The organism is Streptomyces sp. NPDC001604 (genome assembly GCF_042893475.1).
Taxonomy (GTDB): Bacteria; Actinomycetota; Actinomycetes; order Streptomycetales; family Streptomycetaceae; genus Streptomyces.
The window spans coordinates 213,958-226,987 of the sequence record NZ_JBIAUY010000018.1; the positions used below are offsets into that span (position 1 = coordinate 213,958).

Annotated in this window: 23 protein-coding genes; all 23 read left to right on the forward strand. The window is 65.9% G+C overall.

Annotated elements, in window-relative coordinates; genetic code table 11:
- Position 1: 1 nt before the first annotated feature.
- The 23 genes from rplP (at position 2) to truA (ending at position 12,943) form a co-directional block, all read left to right on the forward strand.
- On the forward strand, positions 2-421 hold the full coding sequence (gene rplP / locus ACFY1E_RS37285) for a 50S ribosomal protein L16 (RefSeq protein ID WP_009327094.1): 420 nt from the start codon (positions 2-4) through the stop codon (positions 419-421).
- The gene (rpmC, locus tag ACFY1E_RS37290; RefSeq protein ID WP_030930505.1) at positions 421-645 is read left to right on the forward strand and encodes a 50S ribosomal protein L29; all 225 of its coding nucleotides are present in this window, start codon (positions 421-423) and stop codon (positions 643-645) included. Before rplP ends, rpmC begins: the two co-directional genes overlap by 1 nt.
- Positions 645-935 carry a 30S ribosomal protein S17 gene (gene rpsQ, locus ACFY1E_RS37295; protein WP_099930779.1) on the forward strand — a complete coding sequence of 97 codons (291 nt, stop codon included), beginning with the start codon at positions 645-647 and terminating at the stop codon, positions 933-935. The genes rpmC and rpsQ overlap by 1 nt, the downstream gene beginning before the upstream one ends.
- 208 nt (positions 936-1,143) lie before the next feature.
- Positions 1,144-1,512 (forward strand): 50S ribosomal protein L14, encoded by a 369-nt coding sequence (rplN, locus tag ACFY1E_RS37300; RefSeq protein WP_003998823.1) that lies wholly within the window; start codon positions 1,144-1,146, stop codon positions 1,510-1,512.
- Between the two features lie 2 nt (positions 1,513-1,514).
- Positions 1,515-1,838 (forward strand): 50S ribosomal protein L24, encoded by a 324-nt coding sequence (rplX, locus tag ACFY1E_RS37305; RefSeq protein WP_076097138.1) that lies wholly within the window; start codon positions 1,515-1,517, stop codon positions 1,836-1,838.
- A complete protein-coding gene (rplE, locus tag ACFY1E_RS37310; RefSeq protein ID WP_016434630.1) occupies positions 1,838-2,395 on the forward strand; it encodes a 50S ribosomal protein L5 in 558 nt (185 codons plus the stop codon). The genes rplX and rplE overlap by 1 nt, the downstream gene beginning before the upstream one ends.
- Positions 2,396-2,400: 5 nt before the next feature.
- Entirely contained in the window at positions 2,401-2,586 is a 186-nt protein-coding gene (locus ACFY1E_RS37315; RefSeq protein WP_003948630.1) for a type Z 30S ribosomal protein S14, read from the forward strand.
- Positions 2,587-2,798: 212 nt separating this feature from the next.
- Positions 2,799-3,197, forward strand: a complete 399-nt coding sequence (gene rpsH / locus ACFY1E_RS37320; protein WP_030930492.1) for a 30S ribosomal protein S8 — start codon at positions 2,799-2,801, stop codon at positions 3,195-3,197.
- A 24-nt stretch (positions 3,198-3,221) separates the two neighbouring features.
- Positions 3,222-3,761: a 50S ribosomal protein L6 gene (gene rplF, locus ACFY1E_RS37325; RefSeq protein ID WP_389084286.1), complete on the forward strand. Its 540-nt coding sequence runs from the start codon at positions 3,222-3,224 to the stop codon at positions 3,759-3,761.
- A gap of 3 nt (positions 3,762-3,764) precedes the next feature.
- The gene (rplR, locus tag ACFY1E_RS37330; protein ID WP_071364959.1) at positions 3,765-4,148 is read left to right on the forward strand and encodes a 50S ribosomal protein L18; all 384 of its coding nucleotides are present in this window, start codon (positions 3,765-3,767) and stop codon (positions 4,146-4,148) included.
- A gap of 36 nt (positions 4,149-4,184) precedes the next feature.
- Entirely contained in the window at positions 4,185-4,790 is a 606-nt protein-coding gene (rpsE, locus tag ACFY1E_RS37335) for a 30S ribosomal protein S5 (RefSeq protein ID WP_019753099.1), read from the forward strand.
- Between the two features lie 2 nt (positions 4,791-4,792).
- Positions 4,793-4,975 (forward strand): 50S ribosomal protein L30, encoded by a 183-nt coding sequence (gene rpmD / locus ACFY1E_RS37340; protein ID WP_003974250.1) that lies wholly within the window; start codon positions 4,793-4,795, stop codon positions 4,973-4,975.
- 2 nt (positions 4,976-4,977) lie between these two features.
- The gene (gene rplO, locus ACFY1E_RS37345; protein ID WP_003974249.1) at positions 4,978-5,433 is read left to right on the forward strand and encodes a 50S ribosomal protein L15; all 456 of its coding nucleotides are present in this window, start codon (positions 4,978-4,980) and stop codon (positions 5,431-5,433) included.
- Between the two features lie 187 nt (positions 5,434-5,620).
- Entirely contained in the window at positions 5,621-6,937 is a 1,317-nt protein-coding gene (gene secY, locus ACFY1E_RS37350) for a preprotein translocase subunit SecY (protein ID WP_389084289.1), read from the forward strand.
- Positions 6,937-7,599 carry an adenylate kinase gene (locus tag ACFY1E_RS37355; RefSeq protein WP_266958994.1) on the forward strand — a complete coding sequence of 221 codons (663 nt, stop codon included), beginning with the start codon at positions 6,937-6,939 and terminating at the stop codon, positions 7,597-7,599. Before secY ends, ACFY1E_RS37355 begins: the two co-directional genes overlap by 1 nt.
- A gap of 106 nt (positions 7,600-7,705) precedes the next feature.
- Positions 7,706-8,542: a type I methionyl aminopeptidase gene (map, locus tag ACFY1E_RS37360; RefSeq protein ID WP_389084293.1), complete on the forward strand. Its 837-nt coding sequence runs from the start codon at positions 7,706-7,708 to the stop codon at positions 8,540-8,542.
- 174 nt (positions 8,543-8,716) lie between these two features.
- Positions 8,717-8,938 (forward strand): translation initiation factor IF-1, encoded by a 222-nt coding sequence (gene infA, locus ACFY1E_RS37365; protein ID WP_003948620.1) that lies wholly within the window; start codon positions 8,717-8,719, stop codon positions 8,936-8,938.
- Between the two features lie 59 nt (positions 8,939-8,997).
- Complete coding sequence (rpmJ, locus tag ACFY1E_RS37370; protein ID WP_003998809.1) at positions 8,998-9,111, forward strand: 50S ribosomal protein L36; 114 nt, start codon at positions 8,998-9,000, stop codon at positions 9,109-9,111.
- Between the two features lie 195 nt (positions 9,112-9,306).
- Entirely contained in the window at positions 9,307-9,687 is a 381-nt protein-coding gene (gene rpsM / locus ACFY1E_RS37375; RefSeq protein ID WP_020135802.1) for a 30S ribosomal protein S13, read from the forward strand.
- Positions 9,688-9,757: 70 nt separating this feature from the next.
- Positions 9,758-10,162, forward strand: a complete 405-nt coding sequence (rpsK, locus tag ACFY1E_RS37380) for a 30S ribosomal protein S11 (RefSeq protein ID WP_003956432.1) — start codon at positions 9,758-9,760, stop codon at positions 10,160-10,162.
- A gap of 119 nt (positions 10,163-10,281) precedes the next feature.
- Positions 10,282-11,304 carry a DNA-directed RNA polymerase subunit alpha gene (locus ACFY1E_RS37385; protein ID WP_003966937.1) on the forward strand — a complete coding sequence of 341 codons (1,023 nt, stop codon included), beginning with the start codon at positions 10,282-10,284 and terminating at the stop codon, positions 11,302-11,304.
- A 96-nt stretch (positions 11,305-11,400) separates the two neighbouring features.
- Positions 11,401-11,916 carry a 50S ribosomal protein L17 gene (gene rplQ / locus ACFY1E_RS37390; protein WP_389084295.1) on the forward strand — a complete coding sequence of 172 codons (516 nt, stop codon included), beginning with the start codon at positions 11,401-11,403 and terminating at the stop codon, positions 11,914-11,916.
- Between the two features lie 169 nt (positions 11,917-12,085).
- Positions 12,086-12,943: a tRNA pseudouridine(38-40) synthase TruA gene (gene truA / locus ACFY1E_RS37395; protein WP_389084298.1), complete on the forward strand. Its 858-nt coding sequence runs from the start codon at positions 12,086-12,088 to the stop codon at positions 12,941-12,943.
- Positions 12,944-13,030: the final 87 nt, after the last annotated feature.

The window sequence follows — 13,030 nt, forward strand, 5'->3', positions numbered from 1 at the left end:
CATGCTGATCCCCCGTAGGGTCAAGCACCGCAAGCAGCACCACCCGAAGCGCTCCGGCGCTGCCAAGGGCGGCACGCAGGTTGCGTTCGGCGAGTACGGCATCCAGGCGCTCACCCCGGCGTACGTGACGAACCGTCAGATCGAGGCCGCTCGTATCGCCATGACGCGTCACATCAAGCGTGGTGGCAAGGTCTGGATCAACATCTACCCGGACCGTCCCCTCACCAAGAAGCCTGCCGAGACCCGCATGGGTTCCGGTAAGGGTTCTCCGGAGTGGTGGATCGCCAACGTCAAGCCCGGACGCGTGATGTTCGAGCTGTCGTACCCCAACGAGAAGATTGCGCGTGAGGCCCTCACTCGTGCCGCTCACAAGCTGCCGATGAAGTGCCGGATCGTCAAGCGCGAGGCAGGTGAAGCGTGATGTCGGCCGGTACCAAGGCGTCCGAGCTGCGCGAGCTGGGCAACGAGGAGCTTCTGGCGAAGCTCCGCGAGTCCAAGGAAGAGCTGTTCAACCTCCGCTTCCAGGCGGCGACGGGTCAGCTCGAGAACCACGGCCGTCTGAAGGCGGTCCGCAAGGACATCGCGCGGATCTACACCCTGATGCGCGAGCGTGAGCTGGGCATCGAAACGGTGGAGAACGCCTGATGAGCGAGAGCAATGTGACTGAAGAGCAGACGACCGAGGCACGTGGCGCCCGCAAGACCCGTGAGGGTCTCGTCGTCAGCGACAAGATGGACAAGACCGTCGTCGTCGCTGTCGAGGACCGCGTGAAGCACGCGCTGTACGGCAAGGTCATCCGTCGTACGAACAAGCTCAAGGCGCACGACGAGCAGAACGCCGCGGGTGTCGGCGACCGTGTCCTCCTCGCGGAGACCCGGCCGCTGTCCGCGACGAAGCGCTGGCGCGTCGTCGAGATCCTCGAGAAGGCGAAGTAATAAGCGGGGGCCTCGCCCCCGCTGACCCCCGCTGGGGGCTCCGCCCCCAGGCCCTCGGGCCTGGCCGCGGTGAGGCCCCCGGCGCGGGTTTCCGCCCGAAGAGGCGCAAGTAATTCCTGCTGGGGTATCCCGGCAGGACGGTTCCGCCAGGCTCGCAGGCCGCCCCGAAGGGGTCCTGCGGGAACCGGCAGACAAACAGGAGATAGACGTGATCCAGCAGGAGTCGCGACTGCGTGTCGCCGACAACACTGGTGCGAAGGAGATCCTTTGCATCCGTGTGCTCGGTGGCTCCGGTCGCCGCTACGCGGGCATCGGTGACGTCATCGTCGCCACCGTCAAGGACGCGATCCCCGGTGGCAACGTGAAGAAGGGTGACGTCGTCAAGGCGGTCATCGTTCGCACCGTCAAGGAGCGCCGCCGTCCGGACGGCTCGTACATCCGCTTCGACGAGAACGCCGCCGTCATTCTGAAGAACGACGGTGACCCTCGCGGCACCCGCATCTTTGGCCCGGTCGGGCGTGAGCTGCGCGAGAAGAAGTTCATGAAGATCATCTCGCTGGCTCCGGAGGTGCTGTAAGCATGAAGATCAAGAAGGGCGACCTGGTCCAGGTCATCACCGGCAAGGACAAGGGCAAGCAGGGCAAGGTCATTGCCGCTTACCCGCGCGAGGAGCGCGTCCTGGTCGAGGGTGTCAACCGGGTCAAGAAGCACACCAAGGCCGGTCCGACCGCTCGCGGTTCGCAGGCCGGCGGCATCGTCACGACCGAGGCGCCGATCCACGTCTCCAACGTCCAGCTGGTCGTTGAGAAGGACGGCCAGAAGGTCGTCACGCGTGTCGGTTACCGCTTCGACGACGAGGGCAACAAGATCCGCGTTGCCAAGCGGACGGGTGAGGACATCTGATGGCTACCACCACCACTCCGCGTCTGAAGCAGAAGTACCGCGAGGAGATCGCGGGCAAGCTGCGTGACGAGTTCAAGTACGAGAACGTCATGCAGATCCCCGGCCTCGTCAAGATCGTGGTCAACATGGGTGTGGGCGACGCCGCCCGCGACTCCAAGCTGATCGAGGGCGCCATCCGCGACCTCACCACGATCACCGGTCAGAAGCCGGCCGTCACCAAGGCCCGCAAGTCCATCGCGCAGTTCAAGCTGCGTGAGGGCCAGCCGATCGGTGCCCACGTCACGCTCCGTGGCGACCGCATGTGGGAGTTCCTGGACCGCACCCTGTCGCTCGCGCTGCCGCGCATCCGCGACTTCCGCGGCCTGTCCCCCAAGCAGTTCGACGGCCGTGGCAACTACACCTTCGGTCTCACGGAGCAGGTCATGTTCCACGAGATCGACCAGGACAAGATCGACCGCGTCCGGGGTATGGACATCACCGTGGTGACCACGGCGACCAACGACGCTGAGGGCCGTGCGCTCCTTCGTCACCTCGGCTTCCCCTTCAAGGAGGCGTGAGCGAGATGGCGAAGAAGGCTCTGATCGCGAAGGCTGCTCGCAAGCCCAAGTTCGGCGTGCGTGGCTACACGCGCTGCCAGCGCTGCGGCCGTCCCCACTCCGTGTACCGCAAGTTCGGCCTGTGCCGCGTGTGCCTTCGTGAGATGGCTCACCGTGGCGAGCTGCCGGGCGTGACCAAGAGCTCCTGGTAATCCCGCATTTAGGGATTCCCGAAGCTCTCGGTAAGCAATGGGCGTGTCAGGCGCCCTCCCTTCCATGGCTTAGGCTTGGAGGGTTGGGCGTCTGACGACTGCCCGTACGACTTACTACGCCGTAGGTCCACCGCACCGCACCCGCCTCGTCTCGGATCGAGGAGAGGGATGGGCACCTGGAAACCCCGGCGAGAGAGGCCGAAGGCCAATTCATGACCATGACTGATCCGATCGCAGACATGCTTACGCGTCTGCGGAACGCGAACTCGGCATACCACGACTCCGTGTCGATGCCGGCATCGAAGATCAAGTCGCACATCGCGGAGATCCTCCAGCAGGAGGGCTTCATCACGGGCTGGAAGGTCGAGGACGCCGAGGTCGGCAAGAACCTCGTTCTCGAGCTGAAGTTCGGCCCGAACCGTGAGCGCTCCATCGCGGGCATCAAGCGGATCTCCAAGCCCGGTCTCCGGGTGTACGCGAAGTCCACCAACCTGCCGAAGGTGCTCGGCGGCCTCGGCGTGGCGATCATCTCCACGTCGCACGGGCTCCTCACCGACAAGCAGGCCGGCAAGAAGGGCGTGGGTGGGGAAGTCCTCGCCTACGTCTGGTAGCGGAAGGGAACGGAGGAAACAGCTATGTCGCGCATCGGCAAGCTCCCCATCGCGGTTCCCGCCGGCGTGGACGTCACCATCGACGGGCGTACGGTCTCGGTCAAGGGCCCCAAGGGCACGCTGACCCACACCGTCGCCGCGCCGATCGAGGTCGCCAAGGGTGAGGACGGCGTCCTGAACGTCACCCGCCCCAACGACGAGCGTCAGAACAAGGCCCTGCACGGCCTGTCCCGCACGCTGGTGGCGAACATGATCACCGGCGTGACCCAGGGTTACGTGAAGAAGCTCGAGATCAGCGGTGTCGGTTACCGAGTGACCGCCAAGGGTTCGAACCTCGAGTTCGCTCTCGGCTACAGCCACCCGATCACCGTCGAGGCCCCCGAGGGCATCACCTTCAAGGTGGAGGCCCCCACCCGGTTCTCGGTCGAGGGCATCGACAAGCAGAAGGTCGGCGAGGTTGCGGCCAACATCCGCAAGCTGCGCAAGCCCGACCCGTACAAGGCCAAGGGCGTCAAGTACGAGGGCGAAGTCATCCGCCGCAAGGTCGGAAAGGCGGGTAAGTAAGCCATGGCATACGGACAGAAGATCCTCAAGGGCGACGCCTACAAGCGCGCCGCGATCAAGCGCCGTCACATCCGGATCCGCAAGCGGATCAACGGTACGGCGGAGCGTCCGCGTCTGGTCGTTACCCGCTCGAACCGCCACATCGTGGCCCAGGTGATCGACGACCTCAAGGGTCACACCCTTGCGTCGGCGTCCACCCTGGACACCTCGATCCGCGGTGGCGAGGGCGACAAGTCCGCGCAGGCCAAGCAGGTCGGCGCCCTGGTCGCCGAGCGCGCCAAGGCCGCCGGTGTCGAGGCCGTCGTGTTCGACCGTGGTGGCAACCAGTACGCCGGGCGCATCGCCGCCCTGGCGGACGCCGCCCGCGAAGCCGGGCTCAAGTTCTGAGCCGCTTGTAGCTAGCGGAAAGAGAGAGGTAATCCAATGGCTGGACCCCAGCGCCGTGGAAGCGGTGCCGGTGGCGGCGAGCGGCGGGACCGGAAGGGCCGTGACGGCGGCGCTGCTGCCGCCGAGAAGACCGCGTACGTTGAGCGCGTCGTCGCGATCAACCGCGTCGCCAAGGTTGTGAAGGGTGGTCGTCGCTTCAGCTTCACCGCGCTGGTCGTGGTGGGCGACGGTGACGGCACCGTGGGTGTCGGTTACGGCAAGGCCAAGGAGGTGCCGGCCGCCATCGCCAAGGGTGTTGAGGAGGCCAAGAAGCACTTCTTCAAGGTCCCCCGTATCCAGGGCACCATCCCGCACCCGATCCAGGGTGAGAAGGCTGCCGGCGTCGTGCTGCTCAAGCCCGCGTCCCCCGGTACCGGTGTGATCGCCGGTGGCCCGGTGCGTGCGGTGCTCGAGTGCGCCGGTATTCACGACGTGCTGTCGAAGTCGCTCGGCTCCGACAACGCGATCAACATCGTGCACGCGACCGTGGAGGCCCTGAAGGGCCTGCAGCGTCCCGAGGAGATCGCGGCCCGCCGTGGTCTGCCGCTCGAGGACGTCGCCCCCGCGGCTCTGCTGCGTGCGCGTGCCGGGGCGGGTGCGTAATCATGGCGCAGCTCAAGATTACGCAGGTCAAGTCCTACATCGGCAGCAAGCAGAACCACCGTGACACCCTGCGCTCCCTTGGTCTCAAGGGCATCAACACGCAGGTCGTCAAGGAGGACCGCCCCGAGTTCCGCGGCATGGTGCACACCGTCCGCCACCTCGTGACGGTCGAGGAGGTCGACTGATCATGGCGGAGAACAACCCGCTCAAGATCCACAACCTCCGTCCCGCCCCGGGCGCCAAGACCGCCAAGACCCGTGTCGGTCGTGGTGAGGCGTCGAAGGGTAAGACGGCCGGTCGTGGTACCAAGGGCACGAAGGCCCGCTACCAGGTTCCGGAGCGCTTCGAGGGTGGGCAGATGCCCCTCCACATGCGTCTCCCGAAGCTGAAGGGCTTCAAGAACCCGTTCAAGACCGAGTTCCAGGTCGTGAACCTCGACAAGCTGGCCGCGCTCTACCCCGAGGGTGGCGAGGTCACCGTCGAGGGTCTGGTGGCCAAGGGTGCCGTTCGCAAGAACAGCCTCGTCAAGGTCCTCGGCCAGGGCGAGATCTCCGTGGCGCTGCAGGTGACGGTCGACGCCGTCTCCGGCTCCGCCAAGGAGAAGATCACCGCCGCCGGCGGCACCGTCACCGAGCTCGTCTGAATTTCTCGGACGTCTCGATGACGTAAGCAGTCCCGACCGGGGATACCTCACAATGGGGTATCCCCGGTCGGTCGTTCCAAGGGGAGCCGTGCCGCCGGTAAGGTAGCCTGCACTGTTCTTTTTTGTATCCGTCGAACCTCAAGACCGTCACCCTTGACGCAGTTGCGCGGGGGTCGCAGGAGGCACCGTGCTCACCGCGTTCGCCCGGGCGTTCAGGACGCCCGACCTGCGCAAGAAACTGCTCTTCACGCTGGGCATCATCGTGGTGTACCGGGTCGGTACGCACATCCCGATCCCGGGCGTCGACTACAAGAACGTCCAGCAGTGTGTCGATGTGGCCAACTCGAACCGTGGCCTGTTCAGTCTGATCAACATGTTCAGCGGTGGCGCGCTGCTGCAGATCACGATCTTCGCGCTGGGCATCATGCCGTACATCACGGCGAGCATCATTCTGCAGCTGCTGACCGTGGTGATCCCGCGCCTCGAAGCCCTCAAGAAGGAGGGCCAGGCCGGCACCGCGAAGATCACGCAGTACACCCGGTACCTGACGGTGGGCCTGGCCATCCTCCAGGGCACCGGTCTGGTCGCGACCGCCCGCAGCGGCGCCCTGTTCACCGGCTGCCCGGTGGCCAGCCAGATCGTCCCTGACCAGTCGATCTTCACCACCATCACCATGGTCGTCACCATGACCGCCGGTACCGGCGTCGTCATGTGGCTCGGTGAGCTCATCACCGACCGCGGCATCGGCAACGGCATGTCGATCCTGATGTTCATCTCGATCGCCGCGACCTTCCCGAGCGCGCTGTGGGCCATCAAGCTGCAGGGCAAGCTCGCCGACGGCTGGATCGAGTTCGGCACCGTGATCCTTGTCGGCCTGGTCATGGTCGGGCTCGTCGTCTTCGTCGAGCAGGCCCAGCGGCGGATCCCCGTGCAGTACGCGAAGCGGATGATCGGACGCAGGTCGTACGGCGGTACGTCCACGTACATCCCGCTGAAGGTCAACCAGGCGGGCGTCATCCCCGTGATCTTCGCCTCGTCGCTGCTCTACATCCCGAGCCTGATCGCCCAGTTCTCAAGCGGCAATTCCGCCTGGAAGACGTGGATCCAGAACAATCTGACCAAGCAGGGTGAGAGTCCCTACTACGTCACCACCTACTTCTTGCTGATCGTCTTCTTCGCGTTCTTCTACGTGGCGATCTCCTTCAACCCCGAGGAAGTCGCCGACAACATGAAGAAGTATGGTGGCTTCATCCCGGGCATCCGGGCTGGCCGACCGACCGCTGAGTACCTCAGCTACGTACTCAACCGGATCACCTGGCCGGGTTCGCTGTATCTGGGTCTGATCGCTCTCGTACCGACGATGGCGTTGGTTGGCTTCGGGGCAAGCCAGAACTTCCCGTTCGGTGGTACCAGCATCCTGATCATCGTGGGTGTTGGCCTCGAAACGGTGAAGCAGATTGAGAGCCAGCTTCAGCAGCGCAATTACGAAGGGTTCCTCCGCTGATGCGAATCGTCCTCGTCGGGCCGCCGGGTGCAGGGAAGGGCACGCAGGCCACTCGCCTTGCCGACAAGCTGCGCGTCCCGCACATCTCCACGGGCGACCTGTTCCGCGCCAACATCAGCCAGCAGACGGAGCTCGGGAAACTCGCGAAGTCCTACATGGACGCCGGTAACCTCGTCCCCGACGAGGTCACCATCGCGATGGCCAAGGACCGCATGGAGCAGGCCGATGCGGAGAACGGCTTCCTGCTCGACGGTTTCCCGCGCAACGTCTCGCAGGCCGAGGCGCTGGACGAGCTGCTCAAGACCGAGGGCATCAAGCTGGACGCGGTTCTCGACCTCGAGGTCCCCGAGGAAGAGGTCGTCAAGCGGATCGCCGGCCGGCGCATCTGCCGCAACGACTCGTCGCACGTCTTCCACGTGACGTACAGCCCCGCCAAGAAGGAAGGCGTCTGCGACGTCTGCGGCGGCGAGCTGTACCAGCGTGACGACGACTCCGAGGACACCGTGCGCACGCGGCTCGAGGTCTACCACACGCAGACCGAGCCGATCATCGACTACTACAAGTCGCAGGGCCTGGTCGTCACGATCTCGTCCCTCGGCCCGGTGGGCGAGGTCACGCAGCGGGCGCTGGAGGCCCTCAAGCGCGAGGACGACGGCAAGTAGCCGTCAGCCCAGTTACGGCCGTGGCACCCGACAGGGCGTCACGGCCGTACTGTTGTGTTGGTAACCGGTTGACGCAGTGAGTAGTAGACGGAGAGCGCAGGCCCCCATGGTGCAGATCAAGACCCCCGAGCAGATCGCCAAGATGCGTGAGGCGGGGCTGGTCGTCGCCGCCATCCACGCGGCCACTCGTGAGGCCGCGGTGCCCGGGGCCACCACCAAGGACCTGGACCAGGTCGCACGCAAGGTGCTCGCCGAGCACAACGCCAAGCCGAACTTCCTCGGCTACGGCGGCTTCCCGGCGACCATCTGCACCTCCGTGAACGAGGTCGTCGTCCACGGCATCCCGTCCGACGACGTCGTCCTGAAGGACGGCGACATCATCTCCATCGACTGCGGCGCGATCATCGACGGCTGGCACGGCGACGCGGCGTACACCGCCTTCGTCGGCTCCGGCCACGCCCCCGAACTGATCGAGCTCTCCCGGGTCACGGAAGAGTCGATGTGGGCCGGCATCGCGGCGATGAAGCAGGGCAACCGGCTGGTGGACGTGTCGAGGGCCATCGAGACGTACATCCGCCGCCAGCCGAAGCCGGGCGGCGGCAAGTACGGGATCATCGAGGACTACGGCGGCCACGGCATCGGCACCGAGATGCACATGGATCCGCACCTGCTGAACTACGTCGAGAAGCGCCGGGGCAAGGGCCCGAAGCTGGTGCCCGGCTTCTGCCTCGCCATCGAGCCGATGGTGTCCCTCGGGACGCCGAAGACGGAGGTCCTCTCCGACGACTGGACCGTCATCACGCTCGACGGTACGTGGTCGTCGCACTGGGAGCACTCGGTTGCCCTGACCGAGGCCGGTCCTCTGGTGCTCACGGCTCCCGACGGGGGCAAGGCGAAGCTGGCTGAGTACGGGGTCACCGCCGCGCCGGATCCGCTGGCCTAGCTTGTACACGGTCCGCGCTTAATGATCTCCTCGCTGGGGCATCCTTCCTCGATTCGTCTTTCCGAGTGCGCTGACGTAGACTGACTCGTCGGCTCTCGTGCACCCGCATGTCCGCATGCACCCGTAAGGGAAAAGCACGGAGTCGATCAAGGTAGTCGATTCGAAGGGCGAAGCGTGGCCAAGAAGCAAGGTGCCATCGAGATCGAGGGCACTGTCGTCGAGTCTCTGCCGAACGCCATGTTCAAGGTCGAGCTCCAGAACGGCCACCAGGTCCTGGCACACATCAGCGGCAAGATGCGTATGCACTACATCCGCATCCTCCCTGACGACCGGGTCGTGGTGGAGCTTTCTCCGTACGACCTGACGCGTGGCCGGATCGTCTACCGCTACAAGTAGATCTTGCCCGCACTCCGCTTCGGCGGGGTGGTGGCACTGACCCGGAGAACCTCAATCCCATGAAGGTCAAGCCGAGCGTCAAGAAGATCTGCGACAAGTGCAGGGTGATCCGCCGTCACGGTCGGGTCATGGTCATCTGCGAGAACCCGCGCCACAAGCAGCGCCAGGGCTGACGCACGATCGACCGATCCCTCTGCATCGATATCGCAGAGATTCGCGCGACGCGAGCTGAATATGTTCATACGCAGGACCCAAGCCGACACGGCTTGATACCCCCGGTTCGGAGGCCGGGGACCCGGTTCGTACCTGGTACGGCGGCCGGGAAGCGGTTCTGTGGCAGACCTCCGAAGATCACCAGGAGCCATTAAGTGGCACGCGTTTCCGGTGTTGACATCCCGCGCGAAAAGCGCGTGGAGGTCGCCCTCACCTACGTGTTCGGCATCGGCCGGACCCTTTCGCAGCAGACGCTTGCGGAGACGGGCATCGACCCGAACACCCGTGTTCGTGACCTGAGCGAAGAGCAGCTCGTCGCGATCCGCGAGTACGTGGACAACAACATCAAGACCGAGGGTGACCTCCGTCGCGAGATCCAGGCCGACATCCGCCGCAAGGTCGAGATCGGCTGCTACCAGGGTCTCCGTCACCGTCGCGGTCTGCCCGTCCGCGGTCAGCGCACCAGCACCAACGCCCGTACCCGCAAGGGTCCGCGTCGCGCCATCGCCGGCAAGAAGAAGCCGGGCAAGAAGTAGTCCTCAGCGGACAACGCTTCATCAGCGGTCTTCGCTGTAGGACCGACCACCTCCCCGTAGGAGTTAGTAGATGCCCCCCAAGGGTCGTCAGGGCGCTGCCAAGAAGGTGCGCCGCAAGGAAAAGAAGAACGTCGCTCACGGCCACGCGCACATCAAGAGCACGTTCAACAACACGATCGTCTCGATCACGGACCCCTCGGGCAACGTGATCTCCTGGGCCTCCGCCGGCCACGTCGGCTTCAAGGGCTCGCGCAAGTCCACCCCCTTCGCCGCGCAGATGGCCGCCGAGTCGGCCGCCCGCCGCGCGCAGGAGCACGGCATGCGCAAGGTCGACGTCTTCGTGAAGGGTCCGGGTTCCGGTCGTGAGACCGCCATCCGTTCGCTTCAGGCGACCGGTCTCGAGGTCGGCTCCATCCAGGACGTCACCCCGACCCCGCACAACGGCTGCCGTCCGCCGAAGCGTCGTCGCGTCTGACGCACGGCTGCTTGGTCTGAGGTTTTCGGGCGGTATGGCTCTTCGGGGCCATATCGCCCGTACCCTTGTCCCATATCAGGGCGTCAAATAGCGGGCGCCCCTGACAGAAGGAACGCAACATGCTGATCGCTCAGCGTCCCTCGTTGACCGAAGAGGTCGTCGACGAGTTCCGCTCCCGGTTCGTGATCGAGCCGCTGGAGCCGGGCTTCGGCTACACCCTCGGCAACTCCCTCCGCCGCACCCTCCTGTCGTCGATCCCCGGTGCCGCTGTCACCAGCATCCGCATCGACGGCGTCCTGCACGAGTTCACCACCGTGCCGGGCGTCAAGGAGGACGTCACCGACCTGATCCTCAACATCAAGCAGCTGGTCGTCTCCTCGGAGCACGACGAGCCGGTCGTGATGTACCTGCGCAAGCAGGGCCCGGGTCTGGTCACCGCCGCCGACATCGCGCCCCCGGCCGGTGTCGAGGTGCACAACCCCGACCTGGTCCTCGCCACGCTCAACGGCAAGGGCAAGCTGGAGATGGAGCTCACGGTCGAGCGCGGCCGCGGTTACGTCTCCGCCGTGCAGAACAAGCAGGTGGGCCAGGAGATCGGCCGTATCCCGGTCGACTCCATCTACAGCCCCGTGCTGAAGGTCACGTACAAGGTCGAGGCCACGCGTGTCGAGCAGCGCACCGACTTCGACAAGCTGATCGTCGACGTCGAGACCAAGCAGGCGATGCGTCCCCGTGACGCCATGGCCTCCGCCGGTAAGACCCTGGTCGAGCTGTTCGGTCTCGCTCGCGAGCTGAACATCGACGCCGAGGGCATCGACATGGGCCCGTCCCCGACGGACGCCGCCCTTGCCGCCGATCTGGCGCTGCCGATCGAGGAGCTGGAGCTCACCGTTCGGTCGTACAACTGCCTCAAGCGTGAGGGCATCCACTCCGTGGGTGAGCTCGTCGCCCGCTCCGAGGCCGACCTCCTGGACATCCGCAACTTCGGTGCGAAGTCCATCGACGAGGTCAAGGCGAAGCTGGCCGGCATGGGCCTGGCCCTGAAGGACAGCCCGCCCGGATTCGACCCCACGGCCGCCGCCGACGCCTTCGGCGCCGACGACGACGCGGACGCGGGTTTCGTGGAGACCGAGCAGTACTGATCAGTACTTGATCGGTCGATGCCGGTGAGCATCCGCTCATCGGGTTCCTGACCCCGGTACCTGATACGGCCGGGGCAGACACACAGGAGAAGAACAATGCCGAAGCCCACCAAGGGTGCCCGTCTGGGCGGCAGCGCCGCGCACGAGAAGCTGCTCCTCGCGAACCTCGCGAAGTCGCTGTTCGAGCACGGCCGTATCACCACCACCGAGGCGAAGGCCCGCCGTCTGCGGCCGTACGCCGAGCGTCTGGTGACCAAGGCGAAGAAGGGCGACCTTCACAACCGCCGCCAGGTGCTGCAGGTCATCACGGACAAGAGCGTCGTCCACACGCTCTTCACCGAGATCGGTCCGCGCTACGAGAACCGTCCGGGTGGCTACACCCGCATCACCAAGATCGGTAACCGTCGTGGCGACAACGCGCCCATGGCTGTCATCGAGCTGGTCGAGGCGCTGACGGTTGCGCAGCAGGCGACCGGCGAGGCCGAGGCTGCCACCAAGCGTGCGGCGAAGGACGCCGAGGCCGCCGCTCCGGCTGCCGAGGAGACCAAGGTCGACGCGGCCAAGGCCGACGAGGTCGAGGACGCTGCCGCCGAGGAGTCCAAGGACGCGTAAGCGTCTGCCGGGGCTGTTCGTTGGCGGGTGCGGCGTTCGTCTTGGCTTGTCGCGCCCGCGCGGCGGTAGCCGCAAATCGGCACAGCCCCGCGCCCCTTACGGGGCGCGTCAGTGGGCCCGTTCCTTTCGAGGAGCGGGCCCGCTTTGGTGTTCTTGAGAGGATCTCTGGGTGAGTGACGAAGTAGAGCCCGGTTATGTACGTGTCCGTCTCGACCTGTCCTACGACGGTTCCGAGTTCTCCGGGTGGGCCAAGCAGGCCGGGGGGCGGCGGACCGTGCAGGGGGAGATCGAGGATGCGTTGCGTACCGTCACGCGGTCTCGGGAGGCCTATGAGCTGACCGTGGCCGGGCGGACCGATGCCGGGGTGCATGCGCGGGGGCAGGTGGCGCATGTGGATCTGCCGCGGGAGGTCTGGGGTGCGCACCACGACAAGCTGCTCAAGCGGCTTGCCGGGCGGCTGCCCAGGGATGTGCGGGTGTGGGCCCTCAGGGAGGCGCCCAGCGGCTTCAACGCCCGTTTCTCGGCGGTCTGGCGGCGGTACGCGTACCGGGTCACCGACAACCCGGGCGGGGTCGACCCGCTGCTGCGCAGCCATGTGCTCTGGCACGACTGGCCGCTCGACGTCGACGCCATGAACGAGGCCGCCGAACGGCTGCTGGGGGAGCACGACTTCGCCGCCTACTGCAAGAAGCGGGAGGGCGCGACCACCATTCGCACGCTGCAGCAGCTGAGCCTGGTGCGCGGGGACGACGGGATCATCACCGCGACCGTGCGGGCCGACGCCTTCTGCCACAACATGGTGCGCTCGCTGATCGGGGCGCTGCTGTTCGTGGGGGACGGGCACCGGGGGCCGGACTGGCCGGGCAAGGTGCTCGCGGCCGGCGTACGGGACTCGGCCGTGCATGTCGTACGGCCGCACGGGCTGACCCTGGAGGAGGTCGGCTACCCGGCCGACGAGCTGCTCGCCGCGCGCAACAAGGAGGCGCGCAACAAGCGGACGCTGCCCGGGGCCGGGTGCTGTTACTGACCTTGTTGGGGTGATGTCGTGAGGGTCGACACGTTGTGGTTGGCGCAGTAGGCCGGTCACATGAGGTATCCGCAAGGGGGAGGGCTG